The organism is Stenotrophomonas muris (assembly GCF_052751275.1).
The window spans coordinates 2327419-2349907 of sequence record NZ_CP199879.1; the positions used below are offsets into that span (position 1 = coordinate 2327419).

21 protein-coding genes are annotated in these 22489 nt (G+C 67.5%); 8 read left to right on the top strand and 13 right to left on the bottom strand.

Translation table 11 applies throughout. From position 1 onward, the window contains the following. Positions 1-79: 79 nt before the first annotated feature. Positions 80-1069 carry a sensor domain-containing protein gene (locus tag ACUVWL_RS10820; protein WP_014646483.1) on the bottom strand — a complete coding sequence of 330 codons (990 nt, stop codon included), beginning with the start codon at positions 1067-1069 and terminating at the stop codon, positions 80-82. Continuing rightward, a complete protein-coding gene (locus ACUVWL_RS10825; protein ID WP_004150914.1) occupies positions 1066-1431 on the bottom strand; it encodes a PadR family transcriptional regulator in 366 nt (121 codons plus the stop codon). Before ACUVWL_RS10825 ends, ACUVWL_RS10820 begins: the two co-directional genes overlap by 4 nt. A gap of 136 nt (positions 1432-1567) precedes the next feature. Between ACUVWL_RS10825 and ACUVWL_RS10830 the strand changes: the two genes are divergently transcribed. Continuing rightward, on the top strand, positions 1568-2470 hold the full coding sequence (locus ACUVWL_RS10830) for a peptidylprolyl isomerase (protein WP_445978333.1): 903 nt from the start codon (positions 1568-1570) through the stop codon (positions 2468-2470). Positions 2471-3058: 588 nt separating this feature from the next. Here ACUVWL_RS10830 and ACUVWL_RS10835 read toward each other — a convergent pair. Further along, positions 3059-3931 carry a DMT family transporter gene (locus ACUVWL_RS10835; RefSeq protein WP_049406973.1) on the bottom strand — a complete coding sequence of 291 codons (873 nt, stop codon included), beginning with the start codon at positions 3929-3931 and terminating at the stop codon, positions 3059-3061. Between the two features lie 115 nt (positions 3932-4046). Between ACUVWL_RS10835 and ACUVWL_RS10840 the strand changes: the two genes are divergently transcribed. Both ACUVWL_RS10840 and ACUVWL_RS10845 read left to right on the top strand, forming a co-directional pair. Continuing rightward, on the top strand, positions 4047-4991 hold the full coding sequence (locus tag ACUVWL_RS10840) for a LysR substrate-binding domain-containing protein (protein WP_014646480.1): 945 nt from the start codon (positions 4047-4049) through the stop codon (positions 4989-4991). 68 nt (positions 4992-5059) lie between these two features. After that, positions 5060-5353 (top strand): hypothetical protein, encoded by a 294-nt coding sequence (locus tag ACUVWL_RS10845; RefSeq protein ID WP_005408721.1) that lies wholly within the window; start codon positions 5060-5062, stop codon positions 5351-5353. A gap of 31 nt (positions 5354-5384) precedes the next feature. Here ACUVWL_RS10845 and ACUVWL_RS10850 read toward each other — a convergent pair whose 3' ends face one another. Together ACUVWL_RS10850 and ACUVWL_RS10855 are read right to left on the bottom strand one after the other, a co-directional pair. Then, complete coding sequence (locus ACUVWL_RS10850) at positions 5385-6200, bottom strand: DUF4349 domain-containing protein (protein ID WP_032956827.1); 816 nt, start codon at positions 6198-6200, stop codon at positions 5385-5387. Then, complete coding sequence (locus tag ACUVWL_RS10855; RefSeq protein ID WP_046429700.1) at positions 6197-6553, bottom strand: GFA family protein; 357 nt, start codon at positions 6551-6553, stop codon at positions 6197-6199. The genes ACUVWL_RS10850 and ACUVWL_RS10855 overlap by 4 nt, the downstream gene beginning before the upstream one ends. 112 nt (positions 6554-6665) lie before the next feature. On the opposite strand from ACUVWL_RS10855, the gene ACUVWL_RS10860 reads away from it, so the two are divergent. Both ACUVWL_RS10860 and ACUVWL_RS10865 read left to right on the top strand, forming a co-directional pair. Continuing rightward, positions 6666-8474: a DUF885 domain-containing protein gene (locus tag ACUVWL_RS10860; protein ID WP_445978334.1), complete on the top strand. Its 1809-nt coding sequence runs from the start codon at positions 6666-6668 to the stop codon at positions 8472-8474. 145 nt (positions 8475-8619) lie between these two features. Continuing rightward, entirely contained in the window at positions 8620-9618 is a 999-nt protein-coding gene (locus ACUVWL_RS10865) for a polysaccharide lyase (protein ID WP_445978335.1), read from the top strand. Positions 9619-9627: 9 nt separating this feature from the next. Here the strand turns inward: ACUVWL_RS10865 and agp are convergent, their stop codons facing one another. The 3 genes from agp to ACUVWL_RS10880 form a co-directional block, all read right to left on the bottom strand. Next, positions 9628-10851, bottom strand: a complete 1224-nt coding sequence (agp, locus tag ACUVWL_RS10870) for a bifunctional glucose-1-phosphatase/inositol phosphatase (RefSeq protein ID WP_445978336.1) — start codon at positions 10849-10851, stop codon at positions 9628-9630. Between the two features lie 120 nt (positions 10852-10971). Next, the gene (gene smrA, locus ACUVWL_RS10875; protein WP_180835048.1) at positions 10972-12804 is read right to left on the bottom strand and encodes a multidrug efflux ABC transporter SmrA; all 1833 of its coding nucleotides are present in this window, start codon (positions 12802-12804) and stop codon (positions 10972-10974) included. 156 nt (positions 12805-12960) lie between these two features. Next, a complete protein-coding gene (locus tag ACUVWL_RS10880; RefSeq protein ID WP_197604472.1) occupies positions 12961-14523 on the bottom strand; it encodes a serine hydrolase in 1563 nt (520 codons plus the stop codon). A 110-nt stretch (positions 14524-14633) separates the two neighbouring features. Here ACUVWL_RS10880 and ACUVWL_RS10885 point away from each other — a divergent pair, with 110 nt between their 5' ends. After that, positions 14634-15077 carry a VOC family protein gene (locus tag ACUVWL_RS10885; protein WP_014646472.1) on the top strand — a complete coding sequence of 148 codons (444 nt, stop codon included), beginning with the start codon at positions 14634-14636 and terminating at the stop codon, positions 15075-15077. Beyond that, a complete protein-coding gene (locus tag ACUVWL_RS10890; protein ID WP_445978337.1) occupies positions 15053-15949 on the top strand; it encodes a DUF72 domain-containing protein in 897 nt (298 codons plus the stop codon). Before ACUVWL_RS10885 ends, ACUVWL_RS10890 begins: the two co-directional genes overlap by 25 nt. On the opposite strand, the gene ACUVWL_RS10895 is transcribed toward ACUVWL_RS10890, so the two are convergent. After that, positions 15870-16484 carry a Pr6Pr family membrane protein gene (locus ACUVWL_RS10895; protein WP_445978338.1) on the bottom strand — a complete coding sequence of 205 codons (615 nt, stop codon included), beginning with the start codon at positions 16482-16484 and terminating at the stop codon, positions 15870-15872. The two genes, ACUVWL_RS10890 and ACUVWL_RS10895, sit on opposite strands and share 80 nt — an antisense overlap. A gap of 79 nt (positions 16485-16563) precedes the next feature. Here ACUVWL_RS10895 and ACUVWL_RS10900 point away from each other — a divergent pair, with 79 nt between their 5' ends. Continuing rightward, on the top strand, positions 16564-17511 hold the full coding sequence (locus ACUVWL_RS10900; RefSeq protein ID WP_014646470.1) for a DMT family transporter: 948 nt from the start codon (positions 16564-16566) through the stop codon (positions 17509-17511). A 30-nt stretch (positions 17512-17541) separates the two neighbouring features. Here the strand turns inward: ACUVWL_RS10900 and ACUVWL_RS10905 are convergent, their stop codons facing one another. The 4 genes from ACUVWL_RS10905 to ACUVWL_RS10920 form a co-directional block, all read right to left on the bottom strand. Continuing rightward, positions 17542-18702 carry an AAA family ATPase gene (locus ACUVWL_RS10905; protein ID WP_014646469.1) on the bottom strand — a complete coding sequence of 387 codons (1161 nt, stop codon included), beginning with the start codon at positions 18700-18702 and terminating at the stop codon, positions 17542-17544. Between the two features lie 122 nt (positions 18703-18824). Then, entirely contained in the window at positions 18825-19895 is a 1071-nt protein-coding gene (locus tag ACUVWL_RS10910) for a sensor domain-containing diguanylate cyclase (protein ID WP_445978339.1), read from the bottom strand. A gap of 117 nt (positions 19896-20012) precedes the next feature. After that, complete coding sequence (locus tag ACUVWL_RS10915; RefSeq protein ID WP_049441533.1) at positions 20013-20735, bottom strand: pseudouridine synthase; 723 nt, start codon at positions 20733-20735, stop codon at positions 20013-20015. A 34-nt stretch (positions 20736-20769) separates the two neighbouring features. After that, positions 20770-22434: a diguanylate cyclase gene (locus ACUVWL_RS10920; protein ID WP_445978340.1), complete on the bottom strand. Its 1665-nt coding sequence runs from the start codon at positions 22432-22434 to the stop codon at positions 20770-20772. Positions 22435-22489 lie beyond the last annotated feature (55 nt).

The window sequence follows — 22489 nt, forward strand, 5'->3', positions numbered from 1 at the left end:
GGAAAGGGCTCTGACCCCAGCATGATGGGATCCGGGGTCAGAGCCCTGTTCTGCGAACAGGGATCCGACCCCTGGCCTGTTACAGCCGCACCAGCAGGTTCTTGGCAATCAGCCCATGCAGCTTGCCGATGCCGCGTGCCAGGTGCATCGTCAGCACCAGCAGCAGTGCGCCCGCCGCAGCAACCGCGATCGCCACCAGCGGCGAGGCCGCCATCGGCAGCACATTCACGTCGTTGATGTACACGCCGGGGATGTCACCACTGAAGATCGCCGCGACCGGCGCCCAGATCAGGCTCAGCGACAGCGACAGCAGCGTCACCGCGATGGTGAAGTAGATCACGCCCAGCGGCAGCATCAGCACGAAGTACAGCAGCGTCAGCCAGGTACGGCCATCGGTGAACATGTCGCCGATGCGCTGCAGCCAGGTGCGGCTGCGGTCGGTGTAACGCGGGCGGCGCGGCATGCGCTCGCCCAGCAGCGCTTCCACCAGCCGTCCTTCCAGCAGCGCCAGCCCGCGCACCGAGCCGAAGAACAGCACGGTCAGCGGAATGCCGATGATCAGGATCAGCAGGCCCAGCGACAATGACAGGCCGGTCACCACCCAGGTGAAGAAGAAGATGCCGGTGGCCAGCGACAGCAGCATGTAGAACAGCGCACCGTAGGTGTGCGGATCGGTGACCACGCCGAAGAAGCGCGCCAGCAGCGAACGCTGCACCGGCGCCTGCGGCGGTGAGGCTGGCTCGACGCCACTGGCTTCCGCCGCTGCACGCAGCACCGGCGCGGTATCCGCACGCGGCGTACGCAGCGCGCGGTTCACCGTCACTTCGGTCTCGCGGTAGATGTCGGCCACTTCATCCGGCGCGCCATAGCTGCCGGCAACGTCGGCGATCACCTCGGCCTCGCTGCGGCCGGGCTGCGCCGCCAGCTCCGAGCGCAGGTATTCCTCGGCGTCGTACAGCGCGTCCTGCACCATCGCCGGATCGGCACCTTCCAGCGCCGCGCGCAGCTGCGCCAGGTACTGCGGGATGGTCGTAGGCAGGGCGCGGCCTGCCAGGCTCGGGTCGTTCATTGCGGTACCCCCTCCAACACGGAATCGACGGAATCGCGGGTGGCCTGCCAGGCCTGGCGCCACTGCGCCAGCACCTCGCGGCCACGTTCGTTGATGCGGTAGTAGCGCCGCGGCGGCCCGCTGCTGGAAGGTTCCACATGGCTTTCCAGCAGGCCGGCGCCCTCCAGGTTGCGCAGTACCGGGTACAGCGCGCTCTGCTTGCCGCTCAGCACGCCCTCGCCCACCCGCTCCAGCTCCTTGGCAATGAGGTAGCCGTACAGCGGCTCCCCGGCCCGGGCCAGCACCGCCAGCAGGGCCAGCGACACCGTTCCGGCGCTGAGCTCCTTCTGGAACTTCTTCAGGTGGACATCGTCCTCGGACATGACCGGCCCTCCACTACGTTGAAGTCCACAGTAGTGCGAAGTTCGGTATAGCGAATGTGTCGTTAGTCACTCTGCCGGTTGGCGCGGCTGCGCGGCTCGCGCAGAATCGAAGCCTCGTTCACGTTCCGGGGTTCCCATGCCGCACCGTCGTCGCCTTGCCCTGACCGCCCTCGCCCTGGCCTGCCTGCTGCCCGCCCTGGCCAGCGCAGCCACGCCCTACCGCAGCCCGCAGCAGATCCTGGACGCATCGGCGGCCAGCGACTGGCGTACCCCGGACCCGGCCAACCTGCTGTACATGGACCTGCCGGCCGGTCGGGTCATCATCGAGCTGGCGCCGCAGTTCGCCCCGCGCCATGTCGCCAACATCCAGACCTTCGCCCACGAGCACTTCTGGGACGGCACCAGCATCTACCGCTCGCAGGACAACTTCGTGGTGCAGTTCGGCGATGCCGACGCCGATGACGCAGGCAAGGCCAAGCCGTTCGGCAGCGCCGCGCGCAAGTTGCCGGCCGAGTTCGAGCGCGCCAGCGCCGGCCTGAAGGTCACCGTGCTGCCGGACCGCGATGGCTGGGCCGCGCAGACCGGTTTTGTCGACGGCTTCCCGGTCGGCCAGGACCCGCAGGCCGGCAAGGCCTGGCTGGCACATTGCTACGGCATGCTGGGCGCGGGCCGCAGCAACGAGGAAGACAGCAGCATCGGTGCCGAACTGTACGTGGTGACCGGACAGTCGCCGCGCCAGCTGGACCGCAACATCACCCTGGTCGGTCGCGTGCTGAAGGGCATGGAGCTGCTCAGCGCGACGCCGCGCGGGCCGGCGCCGATGGGCTTCTACACCGACCCGACACTGCGCACGCCGATCGTGTCGATCCGCCGCGCCAGCGACGTGCCGGCAGCCGAGCGCACGCCGATCCAGGTACTGCGTACCGACTCGAAGACCTTCGCCGATACGGTGGAGGCGCGGCGCAACCGCGTGGATGATTTCTACAAGCGTCCGGCCGGGCATATCGATCTGTGCAATATTCCGGTGCCGGTTCGCTGATGGTTTCCTGCGCGTGACGCGTGCTGAAGGTGCTTCACTGTTCATGGGCGTTACTTTTCTTTGTACGCAAAGAAAAGTAATCAAAAGAAACGCGCCGCCAGGTCGCGAGCCGCCGTGCTTCGCACGTCGGTCCCCTGCGCTTCTCGGTGAATCAGGGGACGGTGTGCACAAGGCAGCCGACTAGCAGTCGGCTCTACAGGACATCGGCACCTCTTCGCCCCTGATTCCCCTGCGATGCTCGGGTCGCTCAAGGCGGACCCAGTTCAAAGGCCACAGCTGCATCCAGAAGATCCACGCAATGCGTGGATGCTTTTGCTGTTGATCTTGACCTTCCAGTCCGCCTTGAGCGAGCCGAGCACCGCAGGTCTGGCGAGGGCGAAGAGGCGCGGGTGTCTGAGCGCAGCGAGTTCCCGCGCCGTCCCTCGACGGGCCGAGGAGCGCAGGGCACCGGTGCGCAGCACCGGCTCGCGGCCTGGCGGCGTGTTTCTTTGGTTACTTTCTTTGCACGAGCAAAGAAAGTGACACCTCTCCGCAGGCGTGGAAAAGAGCTGCCGGGCAGCGCCCGGCACTACCAGTGCGTCGGCGCGCTCAGCCCTTCTGACTCACCGCCACGCTGCCCAGAATCAACACACCCGCAATCAACATCTGCACCGTCACCGCCTCCCCCAGGAACAACCACGCAAACGCCGCGCCGAACAGCGGAATCAGGTAGGTCACCGTCGACGCCCGCGACGGGCCGATACGACCGATCAGGCGGTAGAACATCAGGAACGCCAGCCCGGTGCAGGCCACGCCCAAGGCAATCGCCGCGCCCCACGCCTTCAGCGGAATCGCCGCCTGCGGCCAGTGGGTCACCGCCATCGGCAGCATCCACAGCGAGGCACACGACAGCGTTGCAGCAGCGGCCGCCGCCGAGGGCAGGCCGGTCATGTGCCGCTTCACCAGGTTCACGCCCAGGCCGTACAGCAACGAAGCCGCGGCACCAGCCAGCACTGCAGTGCCGATGCTCAGGCCCGAGACCTTGGCCGTGGCGAGTACCACCACGCCGGCGAAGCCGACCAGCAGCGCGCCCGCACGGCGCATGCCGATCTTCTCGCCGAAGAACAGGAAGGCGATCAGCGCGGCGAACAGCACGGTCATCGCATTGCAGATGGCGCCGATCGCCGCAGGGGCTCGCTCGGCCGCGTAGGCGAACAGCACGAACGGCAGCGCCGAGTTGATCAGCCCGATCGGTGCCAGCCACAGCCAGCGCCGCGGTGGGAACTGCGCGCGGGCACGCCACAGGAACGGCAGCAGCACCAGCGCGCCCAGCACCAGCCGCACCTCGACCAGCGCGAACGGACCGAACGACGGCACCGCCACCCGCATGAACAGGAACGAGCAGCCCCAGATGGCGCCCAGCAGGGTCAACTCCAGCGGTGTGCGCCAGTCGCGCTCGGCTGCCTGTGGGACCGCATTCATGCCTCGCCTCCGTCCATCGTCAATTCCTCGTCAAGGCAGACAGGATCGGGCGCAGACGCCTGCCGCACAAGCGCGTAGTATCGCTGCCAGCCACAAATATGGTTTGAGGCTCGACATGCAGCTACGCCCTTCCCTGCTCCCCGCACTGGCCGTGTTCGCGGTCGCCGCGCGCCACCAGAACTTCGCCCAGGCCGCGCAGGAGCTGCACCTGACCGCCAGCGCGGTCAGCCACCATGTGCGCCGGCTGGAAGAAGTGCTGGAAGTACGCCTGTTCCTGCGCCACGCCCGCGGCGTGCGCCTGACCGCCGAGGGCCGGCAACTGGCCGACGCCGCCAGCGCCGCCTTCACCGATGTCGCGGCCGTCGCCCATCACCTGCAGCCGGATGCCGACAGCGTGCCGTTGCGGATCACCACGCTGCGCTCGCTCTCCTACTGCTGGCTGCTGCCACGGCTGCCGCGCTTCACCCAGGCCCATCCGCACATCCGCATCGAGCTGCACACCGGCAGCGGCCTGGATCGCTACGACGACAATGGGCCGGAAGTCGGCATCCGCTACGGTCTGGGCCAGTGGCCGGGCCTGCGTGCGCAGCACCTGATGGACGACTACCTGTTCCCGGTGGCCTCGCCGGCGCTGGCCGGGGTCGAAGCACTGGTCGATCCGGCGCGCATCGCCGACCTGCCGCTGCTGACCGACCTGTCGCCGCAGGGCTGGCGCGACTGGTTCCGTCATGCCGGCGTGCGCCCGCCCTCGCCGCTGCCGCCGATGCACACCTTCGCCGACAGCACCGATGCGATGCGTGCAGCGGTGTACGGCATGGGCGCGGTGCTGGCACGTACCCACATCGCGCAGCCCTACCTGCAGCGCTACGAGGTGGTACGCCTGCCCGGCCCGGCGCTGAAGGCGCGCTATGCGTATCACGTGGTGCATGCCGAAGGACAACCGCCGAGCCCGGCCGCACGCCTGTTCATCGACTGGTTGCTGGAGCAGGCGCAGGACGAACGCACGCCGATTCCCGCATTGCCGGACAGCCTGCTCGGACGCCCGGCCACACGCGCCTGACTGCGCCCTCACCCGTTCTTTGCCCGGCGCTGGCTAGGCTGCAGGCAACTCCACAACGTACCTACGCCATGGCCATGCTGCGACTGCGCATCACCGGAACCGAAGACGACGCCCGCGCCATCAGCGACCTGCTGCTCGGCCTGGAGGGCATCGAACATGTCGAGGAAACCGACGACCTGATGCCGCACATGGACGACGACGATTCCAGTTCGGCCGGGCTGTCCGATGACATCGGCCCGGGCATCCACGAGCTGGAAGTGGAAGTCGGCAATGAAAGCACCGCGCAGAAGGTGCGCGACGCGGTGCAGGAACTTGCGCTGGAGCTGGATGTGTTCGTCGAGTACGAGACCGACGAGGGCTGACGCCGGCTCCCTGCCGGCATCAGCCGTCACCTCAGCGGGTGGGCGGCAGCGTGCGACGGCGGCGACGCCACCACGCCCGCACACCCCAGGCCACGACCAGGGCCAGCACACCCACCGGCAGCAACGCGGCGACGGCGCGGATCAGGAACGCAATGCTGCCGCTGAGGATGCTGCCCGACTCGCTCAGCGCCTCGCCGATCTCGCTGCGGCTGCGCTGGCCCGAGGTGGTGTCGAAGTGGATCGTCACCAGCTGGGTATCGATGCGCCGACGCTGCTGTGCGGCATCCTTGTTGGCCTGCTCGACGCCTGCTTCGATCTCCGACAGCCGCGTGGTGATCGCCATCAGGTCCTCGATCTTCAGGTCCTTGCGGTCCTGGTAGGACAACAGCCGCGCGTGTTCCTTCTCCAGCCGGGACTTGGTCAGCGCGGTGTCCGCTACTTCCTGCGCGAGGTCCTCCGCGCGCGTGTTGCGCGACTGCAGCGTGCCGCCCTCACCGGCCATCGCGATCAGCGGCTCGGTGCCCTTCGGCGCGATGCGCACCTTCACTTCACCGCTGGGCTGCTCGCCGCCGCGCTGGTCGACCTGCAACACTGCACAGTCGCCGAACTTCGCGCTCTGGCAGGCCTGGGCGATCTGCTGGATGCGCGGTGCGATCTGCGCCGCCTCCAGCTGCACCTGCACGTCATGTTCGTAGGCCAGGAATGCGCCTTCCGGCGAAGCAACAGCGGCATCGGCCGCGGTCGCGCCCGCCTCTGCAGCGCGCTCACCGTTCTTGGCGCAGGCTGCCAGTGCCAACAGCAGCACCGGCACTGCCAGCGTGCGCGTCCACGCGCACAGCGGCCTCACAGCGCGGCTCCGTTGTAGGAGGTCACCGAAAGACCGGCCAGATCGACCTGCGGCACGCAGCGAACGTTCACCGCCACCATCGGTGTGCCGGTACGCGGATCGATCGCTTCGCTGTAGGGGGCGATACCGCATTGGCGGCAGTGGTGGTGGTCGATATGCGCCTTGTTGAAGTGGTAGGTGGCCACGTCAGCCGGATCGGTGGCCAGCTGGAACGCCTCGCGCGGGGCGAACCACAGCAGGCTGCCGCGACGGCGGCACATCGAGCAGTTGCAGTCGATGACGTCGCTGATCGGCGCCTCGGCCTGTACGGTGAATGCGATCATGCCGCAATGGCAGCTTCCTTGGTATTCCATGTCCTGCGCTCCTTTGGAGGGTCCTTGAAACCGCCCATGGTAATCCTATGGCACGGGGACAAAGCAGCGACGGGGCCCTATGCTCAGGGTTTGACCCCGTACAGGAATGCCGATGCGCCCGCATCTTCTTGCCCTCGCCCTGGTCGCTGCGCTGGCCGGTTGCCAGCCTGCCGACGCCCCGACCAACGCTTCCACCCCGGCCACCAGCCAGCAGGCCGGTGACGCGGCGGTCGATGCCGCCTTCGCCGATCTGTCCAAGCGCGCCCTGGACACCTGGATGCAGCTGTCGCCGGTCAGCGCCACCCAGATCGGTGACCACCGCTACGACAGCGAACTGGACGACCTGAGCGCCGCCGGCCAGCAGAAGACCGTGGCCGCCTACAAGGCGCTGCTGGGCGAGCTGGACAAGATCGAGGTGGCCAAGCTGGGCCGCGAGAACCAGGTGGACGCGGCGATCCTGCGCAACCAGCTGCAGTCGGAAATCTGGAACGCCGAAGTGCTCCAGTCCGGCAAGTGGGACCCGCAGCTGTACAACGGCATCGCCGGCAGCGCGATCTATGGCCTGATGGCCCGGGAGTTCGCACCGCTGCCGGAACGCCTGAAGTCGGCGACCGCGCGCATGGAAAAGCTGCCGGCGATCTTCGCCCAGGCACGCGAGAACCTGGATCCGGCCCGCGTTCCGAAGATCCATGCCGAGACGGTGGCCAAGCAGAACAAGGGCATCCTCAGCATCGTCGATACCTTCATCACCCCGCACATCGGCGAACTGCCGCAGGCCGACCAGCAGCGCCTGCAGGCCGCCATCGACGGCCTGAAGAAGGCCGTGGACGAGCAGCAGACCTGGCTGGACAAGACCCTGGTGCCGAACGCCAAGGGCGACTTCCGCATTGGTGCGGGAAAGTACGACCAGAAGCTGAAGTTCGCGCTGAGCTCCTCGCTGTCGCGCCAGGAGATCGGTGAGCGTGCACGCGCCGAACTCAAGCGCGTGCGCGAGGACATGTACGGCATCGCGCAGACCGTACTGAAGGACAAGCCGGGTGCGCCGGAGATGCCGGCCCAGCCGACCGACGAGCAGCAGCAGAAGGCGATCGAGGCCGCACTGGAACTGGCCTACGCCGACAAGCCGGCGCGCGACAAGGTAGTCGATGATGCCAAGGCCGCGCTGGAGCAGTCTACCGCGTTCGTGCGCGAGCACGACCTGGTGACCCTGCCCGATGCGCCGGTGGACATCATCCTGATGCCGGAATTCCAGCGTGGCGTGGCCGTGGCCTACTGCGATTCTCCGGGCCCGCTGGACAAGAACCTGAAGACCTTCTACGCCGTGTCGCCGATTCCGGACGACTGGAACGAGAAGCAGGTCGACTCGTTCCTGCGTGAATACAACTCGCGCATGATCCACCTGCTGAGCATCCATGAAGGCACCCCGGGCCATTACCTGGAAGGCTGGCACTCGGCCAAGTTCCCCTCCACCCTGCGTGCGGTGCTGCGTTCGGGCCTGTTCGCCGAAGGCTGGGCGGTCTATACCGAGCGCATGATGCAGGAGCAGGGCTACCTCGACAACGACCCGCTGTTCCACCTGGTGCAGCTGAAGTTCTACCTGCGCACGATCTCCAACGCGATCCTCGACCAGGGCGTGCACGTGGACAACTGGGATCGCGAGAAGGCGATGCACCTGATGACCCACGACGCGTTCCAGCAGGAAAGCGAAGCGGCCGGCAAGTGGGTGCGCGCGCAGCTGACCTCGGCGCAGCTGCCGACCTACTTCGTGGGTGCGCAGGAACACTTCGACACCCGCAAGGCGGTGCAGGAAAAGCTGGGCGACAAGTTCAACTTGAAGGCGTACCACGACCAGGTACTGTCCTACGGCGCACCGCCGGTGCGTTTCGCACGCCAGCTGATGCTGGACCAGCCGATCGAGTGATCGAACCGGTGTGAGGTGAAACGGAGCGGCCCGGGCAAACCCGGGCCGTTCTGTTTGTGCAGCATCGCCACGCCATCGCCGCATCACATGCCGGCAACATGGCCGGGCGCATCGTTCGCCGGATTCCCCGTTACGCTGGTTTCCAATGTCTCTCCCCTTGCTTCGCCTCGCCCTGCTGCCCACGCTGCTGGCCAGTGCGGGTGCCTTCGCTGCCTGCCCCCCGCCGCCGCCCGGCCAGCCGGACATCCGCGCCCTGGGCTACTACACCGACAAGGCCGGTTCGGTGATCGACCCGGTACTGCACCAGCAGAACAAGGACGCCACCGCGCCGCTGGACCGCTATGCCGCCGACGTGGCACGCATGAGCGATGACTACCTGCGCACCGGTGACCGGGCGGCGGCGCAATGCACACTGGCCTGGCTGGGTGCGTGGGCCGACGACGGCGCCATGCTCGGGCAGATGATCCGGGTCAACAACAACCAGTCGTTCTACATGCGGCAGTGGATGCTCGATGCGGTAGCGATGGCCTACCTGAAGGTGCACGACCAGGCAGATGCCCGGCAGCGCGCGCGCATCGATCCGTGGTTGCAGAGGCTGGCCCGGGCCAACCTGGTGTACTGGAACAATCCGAAACGGCGCCGCAACAACCACTACTACTGGGGCGGTCTGGGCGTGCTGGCCACCGGACTGGCCACCGACGACGATGCCCTGTGGCAAGCCGGCCACGCCGCCTTCCAGAAGGGCGTCGATGACATCCAGGACGATGGCAGCCTGCCGCTGGAGATGGCGCGCGGGCAACGCGCCCTGCACTACCACGACTACGCATTGGCGCCGCTGGTGATGATGGCCGAGCTGGCACGGCTGCGCGGCCAGGACTGGTACGCCAGCAGGGATCGCGCCATTGACCGCCTTGCCCGCCGCGTCATCGAAGGCAGCAAGGACCCTGCATGGTTCAACGAACACACCGGCGTTGCACAGCTGCCCCTGCAGGCCAGCGGCTGGGTCGAGTTCTACCGCTTGCGCTCACCCGATGGCGGCCTGTTCGATGCCGCGCATGCACGCGGACCGTTCCGTTCCCCACGGCTGGGCGGCGACCTTACGTTGATGGCTGCGCAGGGCATCGTGCGCACGCCGCTGCGATAGCCCCCTGTTTCAGCGACGGGCCCGCTGTAGCAGCTGCTGGAACTGCGCACGGCTGCAGCCCTGCCGGTCACAGCCCGGCAAGGGCAGTGCGACGCGTCCCGGCGGCTGCGCCTCGGTCAGCGGCACGGCATCGCGCAGCTGCGCGGTGGTCGGATAGACGTAGGCCAGGCGGAAACGCTCGCCACCGCCCTGGCGGTCACGCCAACGCTCGAACTGCAGCAGGCCACCGATCGGCGTCTTCTCGAACTGGCCTGGCAGGCTGTAGTCACCGATTCCTATCGCCGCCAGCACCGAACCGATATTGGAATCATGGCCGACCAGCAGGATCACCTTCGGCGACGCCGGATCACCGAACGACGCTTCCACGCGCGCCAACAGCGGAGCGGCCACGTCACGCGCCACCGCGGGTGTTCCGAACAGGATGTCCTGGTAGCGGTTGCGGATCTGCGCCAACGCCAGCCATTGGCCTTCCGTGTTCAAGCGGCCCCAACCTTCGCGCGGAACGCCACTTCCCTGGTAATGCTCCATCAGCAGGGCATCGACCAGACCGCTGGCCAGTGCCAGTGAACCCGAAGCGCGTGGCTCCTTGCCCGGCTCCGCATTGAAGGTCGTGTCGCCCAGCACCAGATGACAGTCGCTGCGCCCCGCACAGGCCGCCGACTGCGGGTAGAGGGTGATCCCCTCCACCACGGACAGTGCGGGTGCCAGATCCGATGCTGTCAGCGCCTGCTGCATTGCCGCCAGCGCGCGCTTGCGGAATGCCGCGTCATCGTTGTGGATCACCGGGTCGAACAGCGGATCCATCGTCCCCAGCGCCATGCGCTGTTCGACCGCAACATGGCAGCCCGGAAACGCACCGGCAATGAAGAACTGCGCGGTGGCCTGGGTACGCTGCAGGCTGTTGGCATGGGCGTGGAAGTCAGCCGGCTGCGGGCAACCCGACGCCGGCAACAATTGCGCCTGGCGCAGCCACTGGCCGATGTAGCGCCCCATGTAGACTTCCAGCACGCCGCCCTTGGTGGTCAGCTCGCCGGGGCCTACGTCCCAGCGTGGCCAGCGCTCCGGCGTGGCATGGGCAAGGGCGCCCGACGCCACCACCGGCGCGCGCAGGTTGTGGCGGCTGAGCAGGACGACCTGCTCGAGCTGGTCGCCTTGCACCGGTGTCGTCGCCGCGGCTGCGGCCGTGGTGGCCAGAATGAGTGCCAGCAACAAGGAGCGTACGGGTCGGATCATGCAGGTCTCCGGAAACACGTTGGGGTCAGAGCCCTTTCCTGCGGAAAGGGATCCGACCCCAAGGCATACGTGGCCAGGGTCGGATCCTGCTCGCAGAGAAGGCTCCGACCCCGAAAGCAATCATTGATCGGCGGCCACAAAACCACCGGTCTGTCGCGCCCACAAGCGCGCGTACAGGCCACCGGCGGCGATCAGTTCGGCGTGGCTGCCGGTCTCGACGATGCGGCCCTGGTCCATCACCACCAGCCGGTCCATGCGTGCGATGGTCGACAGCCGGTGCGCGATCGCGATCACCGTCTTGCCGCCCATCAGCTCATCCAGGCTGTCCTGGATCGCCGCTTCCACTTCCGAGTCCAGCGCCGAGGTCGCTTCGTCCAGCACCAGGATCGGGGCATCCTTCAGCAGCACGCGGGCAATGGCGATGCGCTGGCGCTGGCCACCTGACAGCTTCACGCCACGCTCGCCGACATGTGCGTCGTAACCACGACGCCCCTGCCCATCCACCAGCGTGTCGATGAAGGCTTCGGCACGCGCCTTGGCCACCGCAGCGCGCAACTGCTCATCGGTCGCGTCCGGACGGCCGTACAGCAGGTTGTCGCGGATCGAGCGATGCAGCAGCGAGGTGTCCTGGGTGACCACGCCGATCTGCTGGCGCAGGCTTTCCTGAGTGACGTAGGCAATGTCCTGGTCGTCGATCAGGATGCGGCCGCTTTCCAGGTCGTACAGGCGCAGCAGCACGTTGACCAGGGTCGACTTGCCGGCACCGGAAGGACCCACCAGGCCGATCTTCTCGCCCGGCTTCACCACCAGGTCCAGGCCTGCGATCACGCCGCCCTTCTTGCCGTAGTGGAAGTGGATGTCCTGGAAGTGCACGCCACCGCGGGTCACCTGCAACGGCACCGCGTCCTCGCGGTCCTGCACGGTCAGCGGCTGGGCGATGGTGGTGATGCCGTCCTGCACCGTACCGATGTCCTCGAAGATGCCATTGATGGTCCACATGATCCAGCCGGACATGTTGTGGATGCGGATCACCAGGCCGGTCGCCAACGTGATCGCACCGACGGTGATGTGGCCGCCATTCCACAACCACAGCGCGAGCCCGCAGGTACCGGCAATCAGGAAACCGTTGACGATGGCGATGGTCAGGTCCATGCCGGTGGTCACCCGGGTCTGCGCGCGGTGCTTGACCGCCAGTTCCTGGATCGATTCGGCCACATAGGCCTGCTCGCGCCCGCCATGGGCGAACAGCTTCAACGTGGGAATGTTGGTGTAGCCATCGACGATGCGGCCCATCGCCTTGGAACGCGCTTCGGACGCAATCCAGGCCCGTTCCTTCGCGCGCGGCACGAAGTAGACCATGATCACCGCATAGGCCAGCAGCCACAGGACCAGCGGCACCATCAGCCGCCAGTCCGCCTGCGCGAACAGGTACAGCGCGGTGCCGGTGTAGACCACAATGTACCAGAGCGAGTCGACCATCTGCACCGCCGACTCGCGCAGCGAGGTACCGGTCTGCATCACCCGGTTGGCGACGCTGCCGGCGAAGTCATTCTGGAAGAAGCTCAGGCTCTGCCGCACCACGTAGTTGTGCATCAGCCAGCGCGAGCGGTTGCTCAGGCCGGGCACGATCGCCTGGTTGACCAGCAGGTTGTGCAGGCCGACCAGGATCGGCCGCGCGATGACCGTGATGAACAGCATCCAGCCCAGTTCATTGGCATGGCGCTTGAAGAAATCGGCCCCCGGTTGCTCGGCGACCATGTCGACGATGCGGCCCAGGTAATCGAACATCGCCACTTCCACCAGCGCCAGCAGCAGGCCGGCGATCAGGGTCGCCAGCAGCACCGGCCACACCGGGCGCAGGTAGTGCAGGTAGAACGGCAGCACCTTGCGCGGTGGCATGCGCCCATCCACGGGCGGGAACACCGGGATCAGGGATTCAAACCAACGGAACATCGCACTCCCTCGCCTCTTGCAAGCGGCGAAGTATCCCACGCCGGATGTGTACGCCAGCCGATGATCGCCGCCGCTCCGGTAGTGCCGGCCGCTGGCCGGCACCCTTGCGGCATTTCGGAAGATCATGAGGTTGCCGGCCAGCGGCCGGCACTACCTTCATTCGTTGACCGGGGTGAACAGCAGGTCCTGGAAATCGAAGCTGAAATCGGTCAGGTCGGAGATCGACTGCATGCGCACCTCGCGCACCTTGCCGTCCGGGTCCAGGCTGAAGTTCACGAACGCATCGGCGTTGAGCGAGCGGTCATCCCAGCGCACGATGAAGGTGTCGTGCTGCCAGTGCTCCAGGCGGCCGCTCAGCTGCGCGGTCTTCATGAAGCGCAGGCGCAGGCCCTTGCCCGCGGCACTGACCTGCATGTCGCCATACCAGCGGTCGCGGAACGTACCGATGTAGCCGGCCAGCGGCAGCGACGGCCTGCTGCCCTTGTCGCGCGCGCTCTGATGCTTGGCCCAGGCCTCGTCGGCCTTGTCCTGGCCCTTGGCCACGGCCTTGGCATAGGCGTCCACCCAGTCGTGCTTGTCGCCGCCCAGATAGGCATCAAGCACGCTCAGGGTGATCGCGTTGAACGCCGCGCCCACTTCCTGGTTGGTCAGCACCACCACGCCCAGCTTCTCGCCCGGCACCAGGGTCAAGCGCGAGACCATGCCCGGCCAGCCACCGGTGTGCCAGACCAGTTTCCGGCCGCGATAGTCACTCAGGCTCCAGCCTTCGCCATAGCCGGCAAAGTTGGCCCGTGCCGGTGCCAGCTCCGGCACGCTCGGCGCCGGGATCGACTGCGGGGTGATCATCCGCCACATCTGCTGCTGGCTCTTTTCGCTGAACAGCGCAGTGCCGTCGGCCAGCTTGCCTTCGGCCAGCTGCACCTGCATCCAGCGCGCCATGTCGTGCGCACTGGAATAAATGCCACCGGCGCCGGCATTGTTCGACCAGGTCAGCGGTGCGACGGTGCGCAGGTCCTTGAAATCGTACTTGGCGTGGCCGACCGCCGCCGTGTCACCCGGCTTCAGGTGGTCGGCGTTGTAGCGCGTGCCGGCCATGCCCACCTTGTCGAAGATGCGGGTCTGCAGGAACTGCTGGTAGCTCACGCCCGAGACGTGCTCGATCACCTGCTGGGCGACCGCGTACAGGATGTTGTCGTAGGCATAGCTTTCGCGGAAGCCGCCCTTCAGCGGCACCTTGCCCAGCCGCTGCACCACTTCGGCGTTGCTGTAGGACGTGGTTGGCCAGAACAGCAGGTCACCGGCGCCCAGGCTCAGGCCGCTGCGATGCGACAGCAGGTCGCGGATCGTCATCTGCCCGGTCACGAACGGGTCGGACATGCGGAACGACGGCAGGTGGTCGATCACCTTGTCGTCCATCTTCAACTTGCCCTCTTCCGCCAGCAGGTTCAGCGAGGTGGCCGTGAACGCCTTGGTGTTGGACGCAATGGCAAACAGCGTATCGGCCTGCACCGGTTCCGGCTTGCCCTGCTCGCGCACGCCCCAGCCGCGCTCCAGCACCACCTCGCCATCCTTGACCACCGCTACGGCAATGCCGGGCACGTCGAACTGCGCGCGCACGCGCTCGACGGTCGCATCCAGGTCCTGCAGCGGCGGCGGGGTCGCCGCGCTCGCCATGGTCGTGCACGCCAGCAGCACGGCTCCTCCGATCCAGGGTTTCATCCAGCACGATCTCCGAACAGGGGTGGCGGCCATGTGCAGGCCGTCACCGGGGTTTCGCGGGATGGTAACGTCCGGCGGCGCATCCTGCCCTGTGCCATAGGAGGGGTGTCATGGGCGAGAACGGCCAACCCAGCAGCGGCTCCACGATCATTCCGTGCCTGCGCTATCGCGACGCGCAGGCCGCCATCGACTGGCTGCAGCGCGCCTTCGGCTTCCATGCCCAGGCCGTCTACGCCGATGGCGATACGGTCTTCCATGCGCAGCTCACCTTCGGCAGCGGCATGATCATGCTGGGCTCGGCCAGCAACCAGAGTGCGTGGAGCAAACACGCTGCCCTGCCTGACGAGGTCGGCGGACGCCAGACCCAGAGCGCCTGCGTGATCGTCACCGATGCCGATGCGCACTACGCGCGGGCCAAGGCCGCCGGTGCCCGCATCGTCATCGACATCGCCGACCAGGACTATGGCGGACGCGGCTACGCCTGCGCCGACCCGGAAGGCTACCTGTGGTGGTTCGGCAGCTACGACCCATGGCGCACGGACCACGGCCAGTGACCACGGCCGGCCGGCAGGCAGAGATCCGCTGCGGCATCGGCGGCTGGGTGTTTCCCGGATGGCGCGGCGGTGTGTTCTATCCAGCAGGCCTGCCGCAGCGGGAGGAACTGGCCCACGCCAGCCGCACCCTGCGCTGCATCGAGATCAACGGCACGTTCTACCGCACGCCAACTGCGGCCCAGTGCGCGCAATGGGCTGCGCAGACACCCGACGGTTTCCGCTTCTCGATGAAGGCGCCGCGCTACCTGGTGCAGCGACGCGACCTGTCCAGCACCGTGGAAGCGGCCACACCGTTCCTGCAGGCGGCACTGGCGCTCGGTGACCGGCTCGGCCCATTGCTGTGGCAGTTCGATCCGCGCCACCCGGCCGACGCCGATGCACTGGAGGCGCTGATGGCACAGCTGCCTAAGCAGCTGGACGGGGTGCCGCTGCAGCATGCGCTGGAGGTCCGCAACGCCGAGGCACATGGCCCGGCACTGGTCGACGCCGCCCGCCGCCATGGCGTGGCGCTGGTGATCGAGGACAGCGACGAGGCGCCATTGCACGGTGATGTCAGTGCCGGCTTCGTCTATGCGCGGATCAAGCGCAGCCAGGCCCGCTTGAACGAGGGCCTGCCGGCGCCCGTGCAGCAACGCTGGGCCGAACGCGCACGCCGCTGGTCACGCGGTGAACCAGTGGATGACCTGCCCTGCCTGGCCGGGCCCGCTGCGGAGGCCCCGCGCGAGGTCTACCTGCTGTGCATCGGCGCAGGCAAAGCGCGCAACCCGGCGGCAGCGATGGCCCTGCAGCGCCTCATCGACAGCGCCAGCGGTCCAGCCCCCACAGCAGGGTCCACCCCACCACGAACACGCTCGCAACGCGCAGCACGTTGAGCAGGAACGCCGCCAGCCCCAGGCGTTGCAGTTCGAGGAACGGATACGGCGCCTGTCCTGTCACTTCGGCCACCAGCATCGCCCAGCCCAGGTACACCAGCGGTACCAGCAGCACCCCGCCCAGTGCGCGCCAGCGCAGCGCGCCATGCGGCAGCAGCCACCACCACCCCAGCAGGTACAGCGCCGGCACAGCGTAGTGCAGGCCGGCATCGCCCCACCATTGCAGCCCGGTGGGTTGCCACAGCCCCTGCAACGCCAGCACGTAGATGCACGCGGTCACCCCGATGCACAACGCGATCACCGCGGCGACAGTCGCGTTCAGCACACCCGCACGGATCAGCCGGACGCATCCCAGGCACACCGCCAGGTTGCTGAGAATCGTGAAGTAACCAACGAAGCGCAGCGTCGCCATGCCGACCCCGGCAGCCGCCCCGGGGCCATGCAGCAGCAACAGGTATTGCAGCAGCAACGAGGTGGCCGCCATCAGTGCAGTCAGCGCTGCCCATGCACGCTGGGCGGAACGGTTGGCAGCCATTGCGGGGTTCCCCTGGGGAGTTTCCGCGAGCATGCCACAGGCATCGCCGGCGGCCGTGCGATTGCCGCACAATAGGCGGATGAGCACACCCGACACCCGCAAAGCGTTGTGGCAGATTCACTTCTGTGTCCTGCTGTGGGGCGTCACCGCCATCCTCGGCAAGCTGATCACCCTGCCCGCACTGCCGCTGGTGTGGTGGCGCATGCTGCTGGTGACGGCGATGCTGGCGCTGCTGCCGCGGGTCTGGCGTGGACTGCGTACGCTGCCAGTGCGGCTGGTGGCCGGTTATGCCGGCATCGGCGCCCTGGTCGCCCTGCACTGGCTGACGTTCTACGGCGCGGTAAAGCTGGCCAATGCGTCGGTGGCCGCCACCTGCATCGCGCTGGCGCCGGTGTTCACCTCGATCATCGAACCGTGGGTGGCCAAGCGGCCATTCCAGCTGCGTGAACTGGCGTTCGGCCTGGCGGTGCTGCCGGGTGTCGCGCTGGTGGTCGGTGGCGTGCCCGACGGCATGCGCCTGGGTGTGCTGATCGGCGCGATCTCGGCGCTGCTGGTGGCAGTGTTCGGCTCGCTCAACAAGCGCATGGTCAGCCACGCCGATCCGCTCACGGTCACCGCGCTGGAGCTGGGTGCGGGCACCCTCACCCTGACCCTGCTGGCGCCGCTGATGCCCTACCTGCTGCCTGCGCTGGCCAGCCCGTTGTGGGTGGTCCCGGACCTGCACGACGGCATCCTGCTGCTGGTGCTGGCCGGGTTCTGCACGCTGCTGCCGTTTGCCCTGGCCCTGGTCGCACTGCGCCACCTGAGCGCCTACACGGTGCAGCTGGTGACCAACCTGGAGCCGGTCTATGCGGTGGTGCTGGCGGTGGTGCTGCTGCGCGAGCAGCACGAAGTCACCCCGTGGTTCTACCTCGGCGTGGCGATCATCGTAGGCGCCGTGTTCCTGCATCCGCTGCTGAACCGCCGCAAGCCGGTGCAGCATCCGGAGATTCTTGGCACGGCCGAGGCGCGCAACATCGCCGATTGAGTGCATCCACGCATGACGTGGATGCCCGTATCAACGCTGCGGCCAGTGCCATGCAGGTGCATCCAGCAGGCCCTGCCCGCTCAACAGCGTGCGGCCCTGTTCCTTGTACAGATGCAGCGAATGGCACCCTGGCGCCTGTTCCAGCGCCGCGATCAGCCGGCTGGCGTGCGACACCACCCATACCTGGCTGCGCGCACTGGCTGCGATGATCAGCCGCGCCAGCGCCGGCAGCAGGTCCGGATGCAGGCTGGTCTCCGGCTCGTTGAGCACCAGCAGCGGCGGTGGACGCGGCGTGTGCAGCGCAGCGGCCAGCAGCAGGAAGCGCAGCGTGCCGTCGGACAGTTCGGCCATCGACAAGGGCCGCAGCAGCCCAGGCTGGTGGAAACGCAGCGCCAAGCGTCCATCCAGCTCCTCGAAGCCGACCGTGGCGCCCGGGAACGCATCGTCGACGCTGCGTGCCAACGCCACCGGGTCACCGATCTCGAGGATGGTGACCCAGGCCGCCGCCAGATCCCGGCCGTCGTGATGCAGCACCGGCGTGCGCGTGGCCATCGCCGGTTGCCGCGCCGGGGCATCGGCATCACTGCGGAAATGATCGTAGAAGCGCCAACGCCGGATGTACTCGCGCAGGGCGATGGTTTCCGGCAGGCGCTGCGGATCGCCGACCTGGGTGAACAGGCTGTCGAACAGCGACAACCGGTCATCCACCAGATCCCAGCCGCGCGCATGGCGTTGCCGCACCATCGCTCCACGACGGTCGACCAGCAGGTTGGCGCTGCGCAGGAACGGGCCGGCCCAGATCGCCTCGGCCTTGATCTGCGGGTCCAGTGCGAAGGCCGATCGACTGGGCGGCGGGTAGCCCAGATCGATGGCGTAGCCGAATTCGTCAGTGGCGAAGCCCAGCTTCAATCCCACCGATTCCTGGCGTGGGCCGCCCTGCAGGGGGATTTCGCCGGCAGCAACCCGACGGTCCATCTTTTCCGGACCCGCCCACAGCGCCGAGCCCAGCCCGCCTTCGCGGGCCAGCACCGCCGCGACGCCGCCCTGCGCGGTCTCGGCCAGCAGGCGCAGGGCACGGTACAGGCTGGACTTGCCACTGCCGTTGTCACCGGTCACCACGTTCAACTGCTGCAACGGCAGTACGAGCCCGTGCAGCGAGCGATAGTGGGCGATGGCCAGGGTCTGCAGCATGGTCGGCGTCCGTGGGAACAGGAGCGGCATTTTCGCCGGGCGCAATCGCACAGGCCGCGACACGGCGTGATCCAATCGGCAAAAGCATCCACGCATGGCGTGGATCTACTGCATGCAGGGCTTCAGCCCGCCCGTTCCACCCGGTTGCGGCCATTGCCCTTGGCCCGGTACAGCGCCTTGTCGGCACGTGCCAGCGTGTCATCCACGCTTTCACCGGGCTGGTGCTGGGCCACACCAATACTGATCGTGACCGGGAATCCCAGCGGCAGATCAGCCACGGCCAGGCGCAGGCACTCGCACTGCAGTTCGGCGGTGCGCAGGTCGGTAGCCGGCATCACCGCCACGAATTCCTCGCCGCCATAGCGCGCGGCCATGCCGCGACCGGCGAAATGCGAACGCAGCAGCACGCCCAGTTCGGCCAGCACGCGGTCACCGGTGGCGTGACCCTGGAAATCATTGATGTGCTTGAAATGGTCGATGTCCAGCAGCGCGACGCAGGCCACCCCGGGCTGGTCTCCGTTCACCGCCACCGCCTCTTCCAGCGCTGCCGCCATCGCACGGCGGTTCGGCAGGCCGGTCAACGCGTCGGTGCGGCTCTGTTCGGCCAGGTCGGCATTCTGCGCGAGCAGTACGTCCTGGTACTCAGACAGCAGTCGCTCGTAGTCATCGCGCTCCAGCATGTGTTTCTGGATGTCGAGCGCGAAGCGGCGCAGTTCCATCACCAGCATCACCTGCCGCGACAGCGCCGCCAGCGCTTCGGCCTTGTCGCTGGCCAGGTGCTGTGGCTGCGCATCGAATACGCACAGCGTGCCCAGCGGCAGGCCATCGGAGCTGATCAGCGGCGCGCCCGCATAGAAGCGGATGTGCGGATCGCCCACCACCACCGGATTGTCGTGGAAGCGGATGTCCTGCAGCGCGTCCTCGACCACCATGACCTGCTGCGGTTGCAGGATCGCGTGGCCGCACATCGATTCGCTGCGCAGGTTTTCTGCCGCATCGATGCCCTGGATCGACTTGAACCATTGCCGCTCGACGTCGATCAGGGTCACCGCCGCCATCGAGGTGCCGCAGACCGCCTTGGCGATCACCACCAGGTCGTCGAAGGATTTTTCACGCTCCGAATCGAGAATACGGTAGCGGTACAGCGCCTCAAGCCGAAGGGCTTCATTGGCAGGCTTGTCGGGCTTGATCATGCAGCGTCACGTTCCGGCAGGTCACCGCGAAGTCTAGCTGATGTAGAGCCGAGCCCATGCTCGGCTGCACCCGGACAAAAGAGCAGCCGAGCATGGGCTCGGCTCTACAGAAGCCGTTTACCAGTCCAGCTGCCTCGGCAGCAGGCCCTGCAGCTCCTGATCGGTCAGGTTGCGCCACTGGCCCGGCTTCAGCGCACCGATCTTGATGTTGTCGATGCGCACGCGACGCAACTGGGTCACCCGATAGCCGAACTCGGCCGCCATCAGGCGGATCTGTCGGTTCAGGCCCTGCTGCAGGGTGATGCGGAAACCGAACTTGGCGATGCGCGAGGTCTTGCACGGCAGCGTCATCTGGTCGTGGATGCGAACGCCACGGGCCATGCCACGCAGGAACTCGTCGGTGACCGGCTTGTTCACCGCCACCAGGTACTCCTTCTGGTGGCCGTTCTCGGCGCGCAGGATCTGGTTGACGATGTCGCCGTTGCTGGTCATCAGGATCAGGCCTTCGGACTCCTTGTCCAGGCGGCCGATCGGGAAGATGCGCTGTTCATGGCCGACGAAGTCGACGATGTTGCCCTTGACCGAGGTCTCGGTCGTGCAGGTGACGCCGACCGGCTTGTTCAGCGCGATGTAGACATGGCGGCGGGCACCGGGCTTGCGGGCCACGCGCGCGCGCAGCGGCTGGCCGTCGACCAGCACCTGGTCTTCCTCGCCCACCACCGCGCCGGTGCCGGCCGGATGGCCGTTGACGGTGACCCGGCGGGCGGCGATCAGGCGATCGGCCTCGCGGCGGGAGCAGAAGCCGGTGTCGGCGATATGTTTGTTGAGTCGGGTGGTCATCGCCCTATTATCCGGCATCCCCGCCCGCTGCGCTTCATGCCGGGGGCGGCGGATCGAGTTCTTCGCCGTCGAATACCCGGTTGCGGCCGGCACGCTTGGCCACGTACATGGCGTGGTCGGCCCGGCGCAGCAGCGCGGCGAGATCGTCCTCGCCCGGCCGCCACTGCGCCAGGCCGATGCTGGCGGTGACCTCCAGACCGGGCACCTGCAGCGCCCGGGCCGCCTCGCTGAGGTGCTGGCGCAGGCGATCCAGACGCGCCGATGCCGCCTCGCGCGGCATGCCCGGCATCAGCAGCAGGAACTCTTCGCCACCCATCCGCACCACCTGGTCCTGGCTGCGGACCGCGGCACGCAATGCACGTGCCACCGCCACCAGTACCTGGTCACCCACGGCGTGGCCATGGCGGTCATTGATGTCCTTGAACAGGTCGATATCGAGGAAACCGATCACCAGCGGGCCGCGCTCGCGATCGACCCGTTCCAGGTGCCGTGCCAGCTGCTGCAGCCCGGCACGGCGGTTGGGCAGCCCGGTCAGGCCATCGGTCTCGGCCAGCTGGCGAAGTTCATCGCGCTGCTGGCGCAGGCGGCCCAGCCGCTGGTTCAGCGCATAGGCAGCCATCATCAGCAGCCAGGTCACCGACAGTTGCAGTGCCTCCACGCGGTACTCCAGCAACCACGCAGCGCGGCAGGCGTCGGCCAGGATCAACACCAGCATCGGTGCCAGCGCCGCCAACCCCGCCTGCGCCCAGCGGTCGCCGCGCAGCCATGCCCACACCCCGGCCATCAATGCCAGGCCGCAGCCCAGCAGGTAGGACACCTGCAGGCCCTGCGCCACCCAGGCCAGGCTGTCCCGCTGCAGCCAGGGCACCCACGCGGCCAGCGCCAGCAATCCCCACAGCGCCAGCAGCTGCACCGGGCGCGATCGCGGCAGCAGGCGGTCGCCGCCGTTCAGTCGCCACAACGCGGGCAGCACCAGCGCCTGGGATGCAGCGGTCAACGACAGCAGCCACCACGCGCTGCGCTCACCCACCGGCAGCCATGGCTCGGGGTAGCCGCTCAGCCCTCCGAGAATGGCCTGCCACAGCACCAGCACGGTGGTACCGGCGATGTAGACCAGGAAACTGCGGTCGCGGGTGGTAAGGAAGGCCATCAGGGCCGACAACGCCAGTGCGATTGCCACGGCAATGCAGGCCGCGCGCACCAGCAGGCGGGCGGTATCGTTCTGCTGCACGGGACTGGGCGCGCCCAGCCGCAGGGTCGGTACCCAGCGCGCCTTCAGCGGCGTCTGCCATGACACCAGGAACGGTTCATGGCTGCCCGCCGGCGGCACCGCGACCAGGCCGATGCCTGCGCGGAACCGGGAATCACGGGTACGGGCATCGTGCATGTTGCCGCAGATTTCGCGATCCCCATGCTGCACGCGGACTTCGCCCGCGAACACATTGAACACGTCCAGTGCCTGCGGCTGGCCCGACCAGCCGCCCGCTGGCGCGGACACCTGCACGTGTTGCCGTGGCCCCGCCAGCATCTCCGGCGTGCATGCGCGATGCGGGGTGGGTTCATCGGTCGCCGCACCGACCAGCAGGTAGTCACGCCCGGCTTCGGCTACGGCCGCCGACAGCGGCCACGGCATTGCCAACCACACCAGCAGCACGACCAGCACCGCTCCCGTTCCGTACTGCCCCTGCCTGCCGCCCACGCCACGTCCTGTTCCTGCTTACGCCCGCGCCCACTGCGCGTCGCCCCTGCCGGGC

Excerpts from the sequence above, each read along its gene's own strand:
- ACUVWL_RS10820 (WP_014646483.1), bottom strand. The coding sequence starts at position 1,069 with ATGAACGACCCGAGCCTGGCAGGCCGCGCCCTGCCTACGACCATCCCG.
- ACUVWL_RS10825 (WP_004150914.1), bottom strand. The coding sequence starts at position 1,431 with ATGTCCGAGGACGATGTCCACCTGAAGAAGTTCCAGAAGGAGCTCAGC.
- ACUVWL_RS10830 (WP_445978333.1), top strand. The coding sequence starts at position 1,568 with ATGCCGCACCGTCGTCGCCTTGCCCTGACCGCCCTCGCCCTGGCCTGC.
- ACUVWL_RS10835 (WP_049406973.1), bottom strand. The coding sequence starts at position 3,931 with ATGAATGCGGTCCCACAGGCAGCCGAGCGCGACTGGCGCACACCGCTG.
- ACUVWL_RS10840 (WP_014646480.1), top strand. The coding sequence starts at position 4,047 with ATGCAGCTACGCCCTTCCCTGCTCCCCGCACTGGCCGTGTTCGCGGTC.
- ACUVWL_RS10845 (WP_005408721.1), top strand. The coding sequence starts at position 5,060 with ATGGCCATGCTGCGACTGCGCATCACCGGAACCGAAGACGACGCCCGC.
- ACUVWL_RS10855 (WP_046429700.1), bottom strand. The coding sequence starts at position 6,553 with ATGGAATACCAAGGAAGCTGCCATTGCGGCATGATCGCATTCACCGTA.
- ACUVWL_RS10860 (WP_445978334.1), top strand. The coding sequence starts at position 6,666 with ATGCGCCCGCATCTTCTTGCCCTCGCCCTGGTCGCTGCGCTGGCCGGT.
- ACUVWL_RS10865 (WP_445978335.1), top strand. The coding sequence starts at position 8,620 with ATGTCTCTCCCCTTGCTTCGCCTCGCCCTGCTGCCCACGCTGCTGGCC.
- agp (WP_445978336.1), bottom strand. The coding sequence starts at position 10,851 with ATGATCCGACCCGTACGCTCCTTGTTGCTGGCACTCATTCTGGCCACC.
- smrA (WP_180835048.1), bottom strand. The coding sequence starts at position 12,804 with ATGTTCCGTTGGTTTGAATCCCTGATCCCGGTGTTCCCGCCCGTGGAT.
- ACUVWL_RS10880 (WP_197604472.1), bottom strand. The coding sequence starts at position 14,523 with ATGAAACCCTGGATCGGAGGAGCCGTGCTGCTGGCGTGCACGACCATG.
- ACUVWL_RS10885 (WP_014646472.1), top strand. The coding sequence starts at position 14,634 with ATGGGCGAGAACGGCCAACCCAGCAGCGGCTCCACGATCATTCCGTGC.
- ACUVWL_RS10890 (WP_445978337.1), top strand. The coding sequence starts at position 15,053 with ATGGCGCACGGACCACGGCCAGTGACCACGGCCGGCCGGCAGGCAGAG.
- ACUVWL_RS10895 (WP_445978338.1), bottom strand. The coding sequence starts at position 16,484 with ATGGCTGCCAACCGTTCCGCCCAGCGTGCATGGGCAGCGCTGACTGCA.
- ACUVWL_RS10900 (WP_014646470.1), top strand. The coding sequence starts at position 16,564 with ATGAGCACACCCGACACCCGCAAAGCGTTGTGGCAGATTCACTTCTGT.
- ACUVWL_RS10905 (WP_014646469.1), bottom strand. The coding sequence starts at position 18,702 with ATGCTGCAGACCCTGGCCATCGCCCACTATCGCTCGCTGCACGGGCTC.
- ACUVWL_RS10910 (WP_445978339.1), bottom strand. The coding sequence starts at position 19,895 with ATGATCAAGCCCGACAAGCCTGCCAATGAAGCCCTTCGGCTTGAGGCG.
- ACUVWL_RS10915 (WP_049441533.1), bottom strand. The coding sequence starts at position 20,735 with ATGACCACCCGACTCAACAAACATATCGCCGACACCGGCTTCTGCTCC.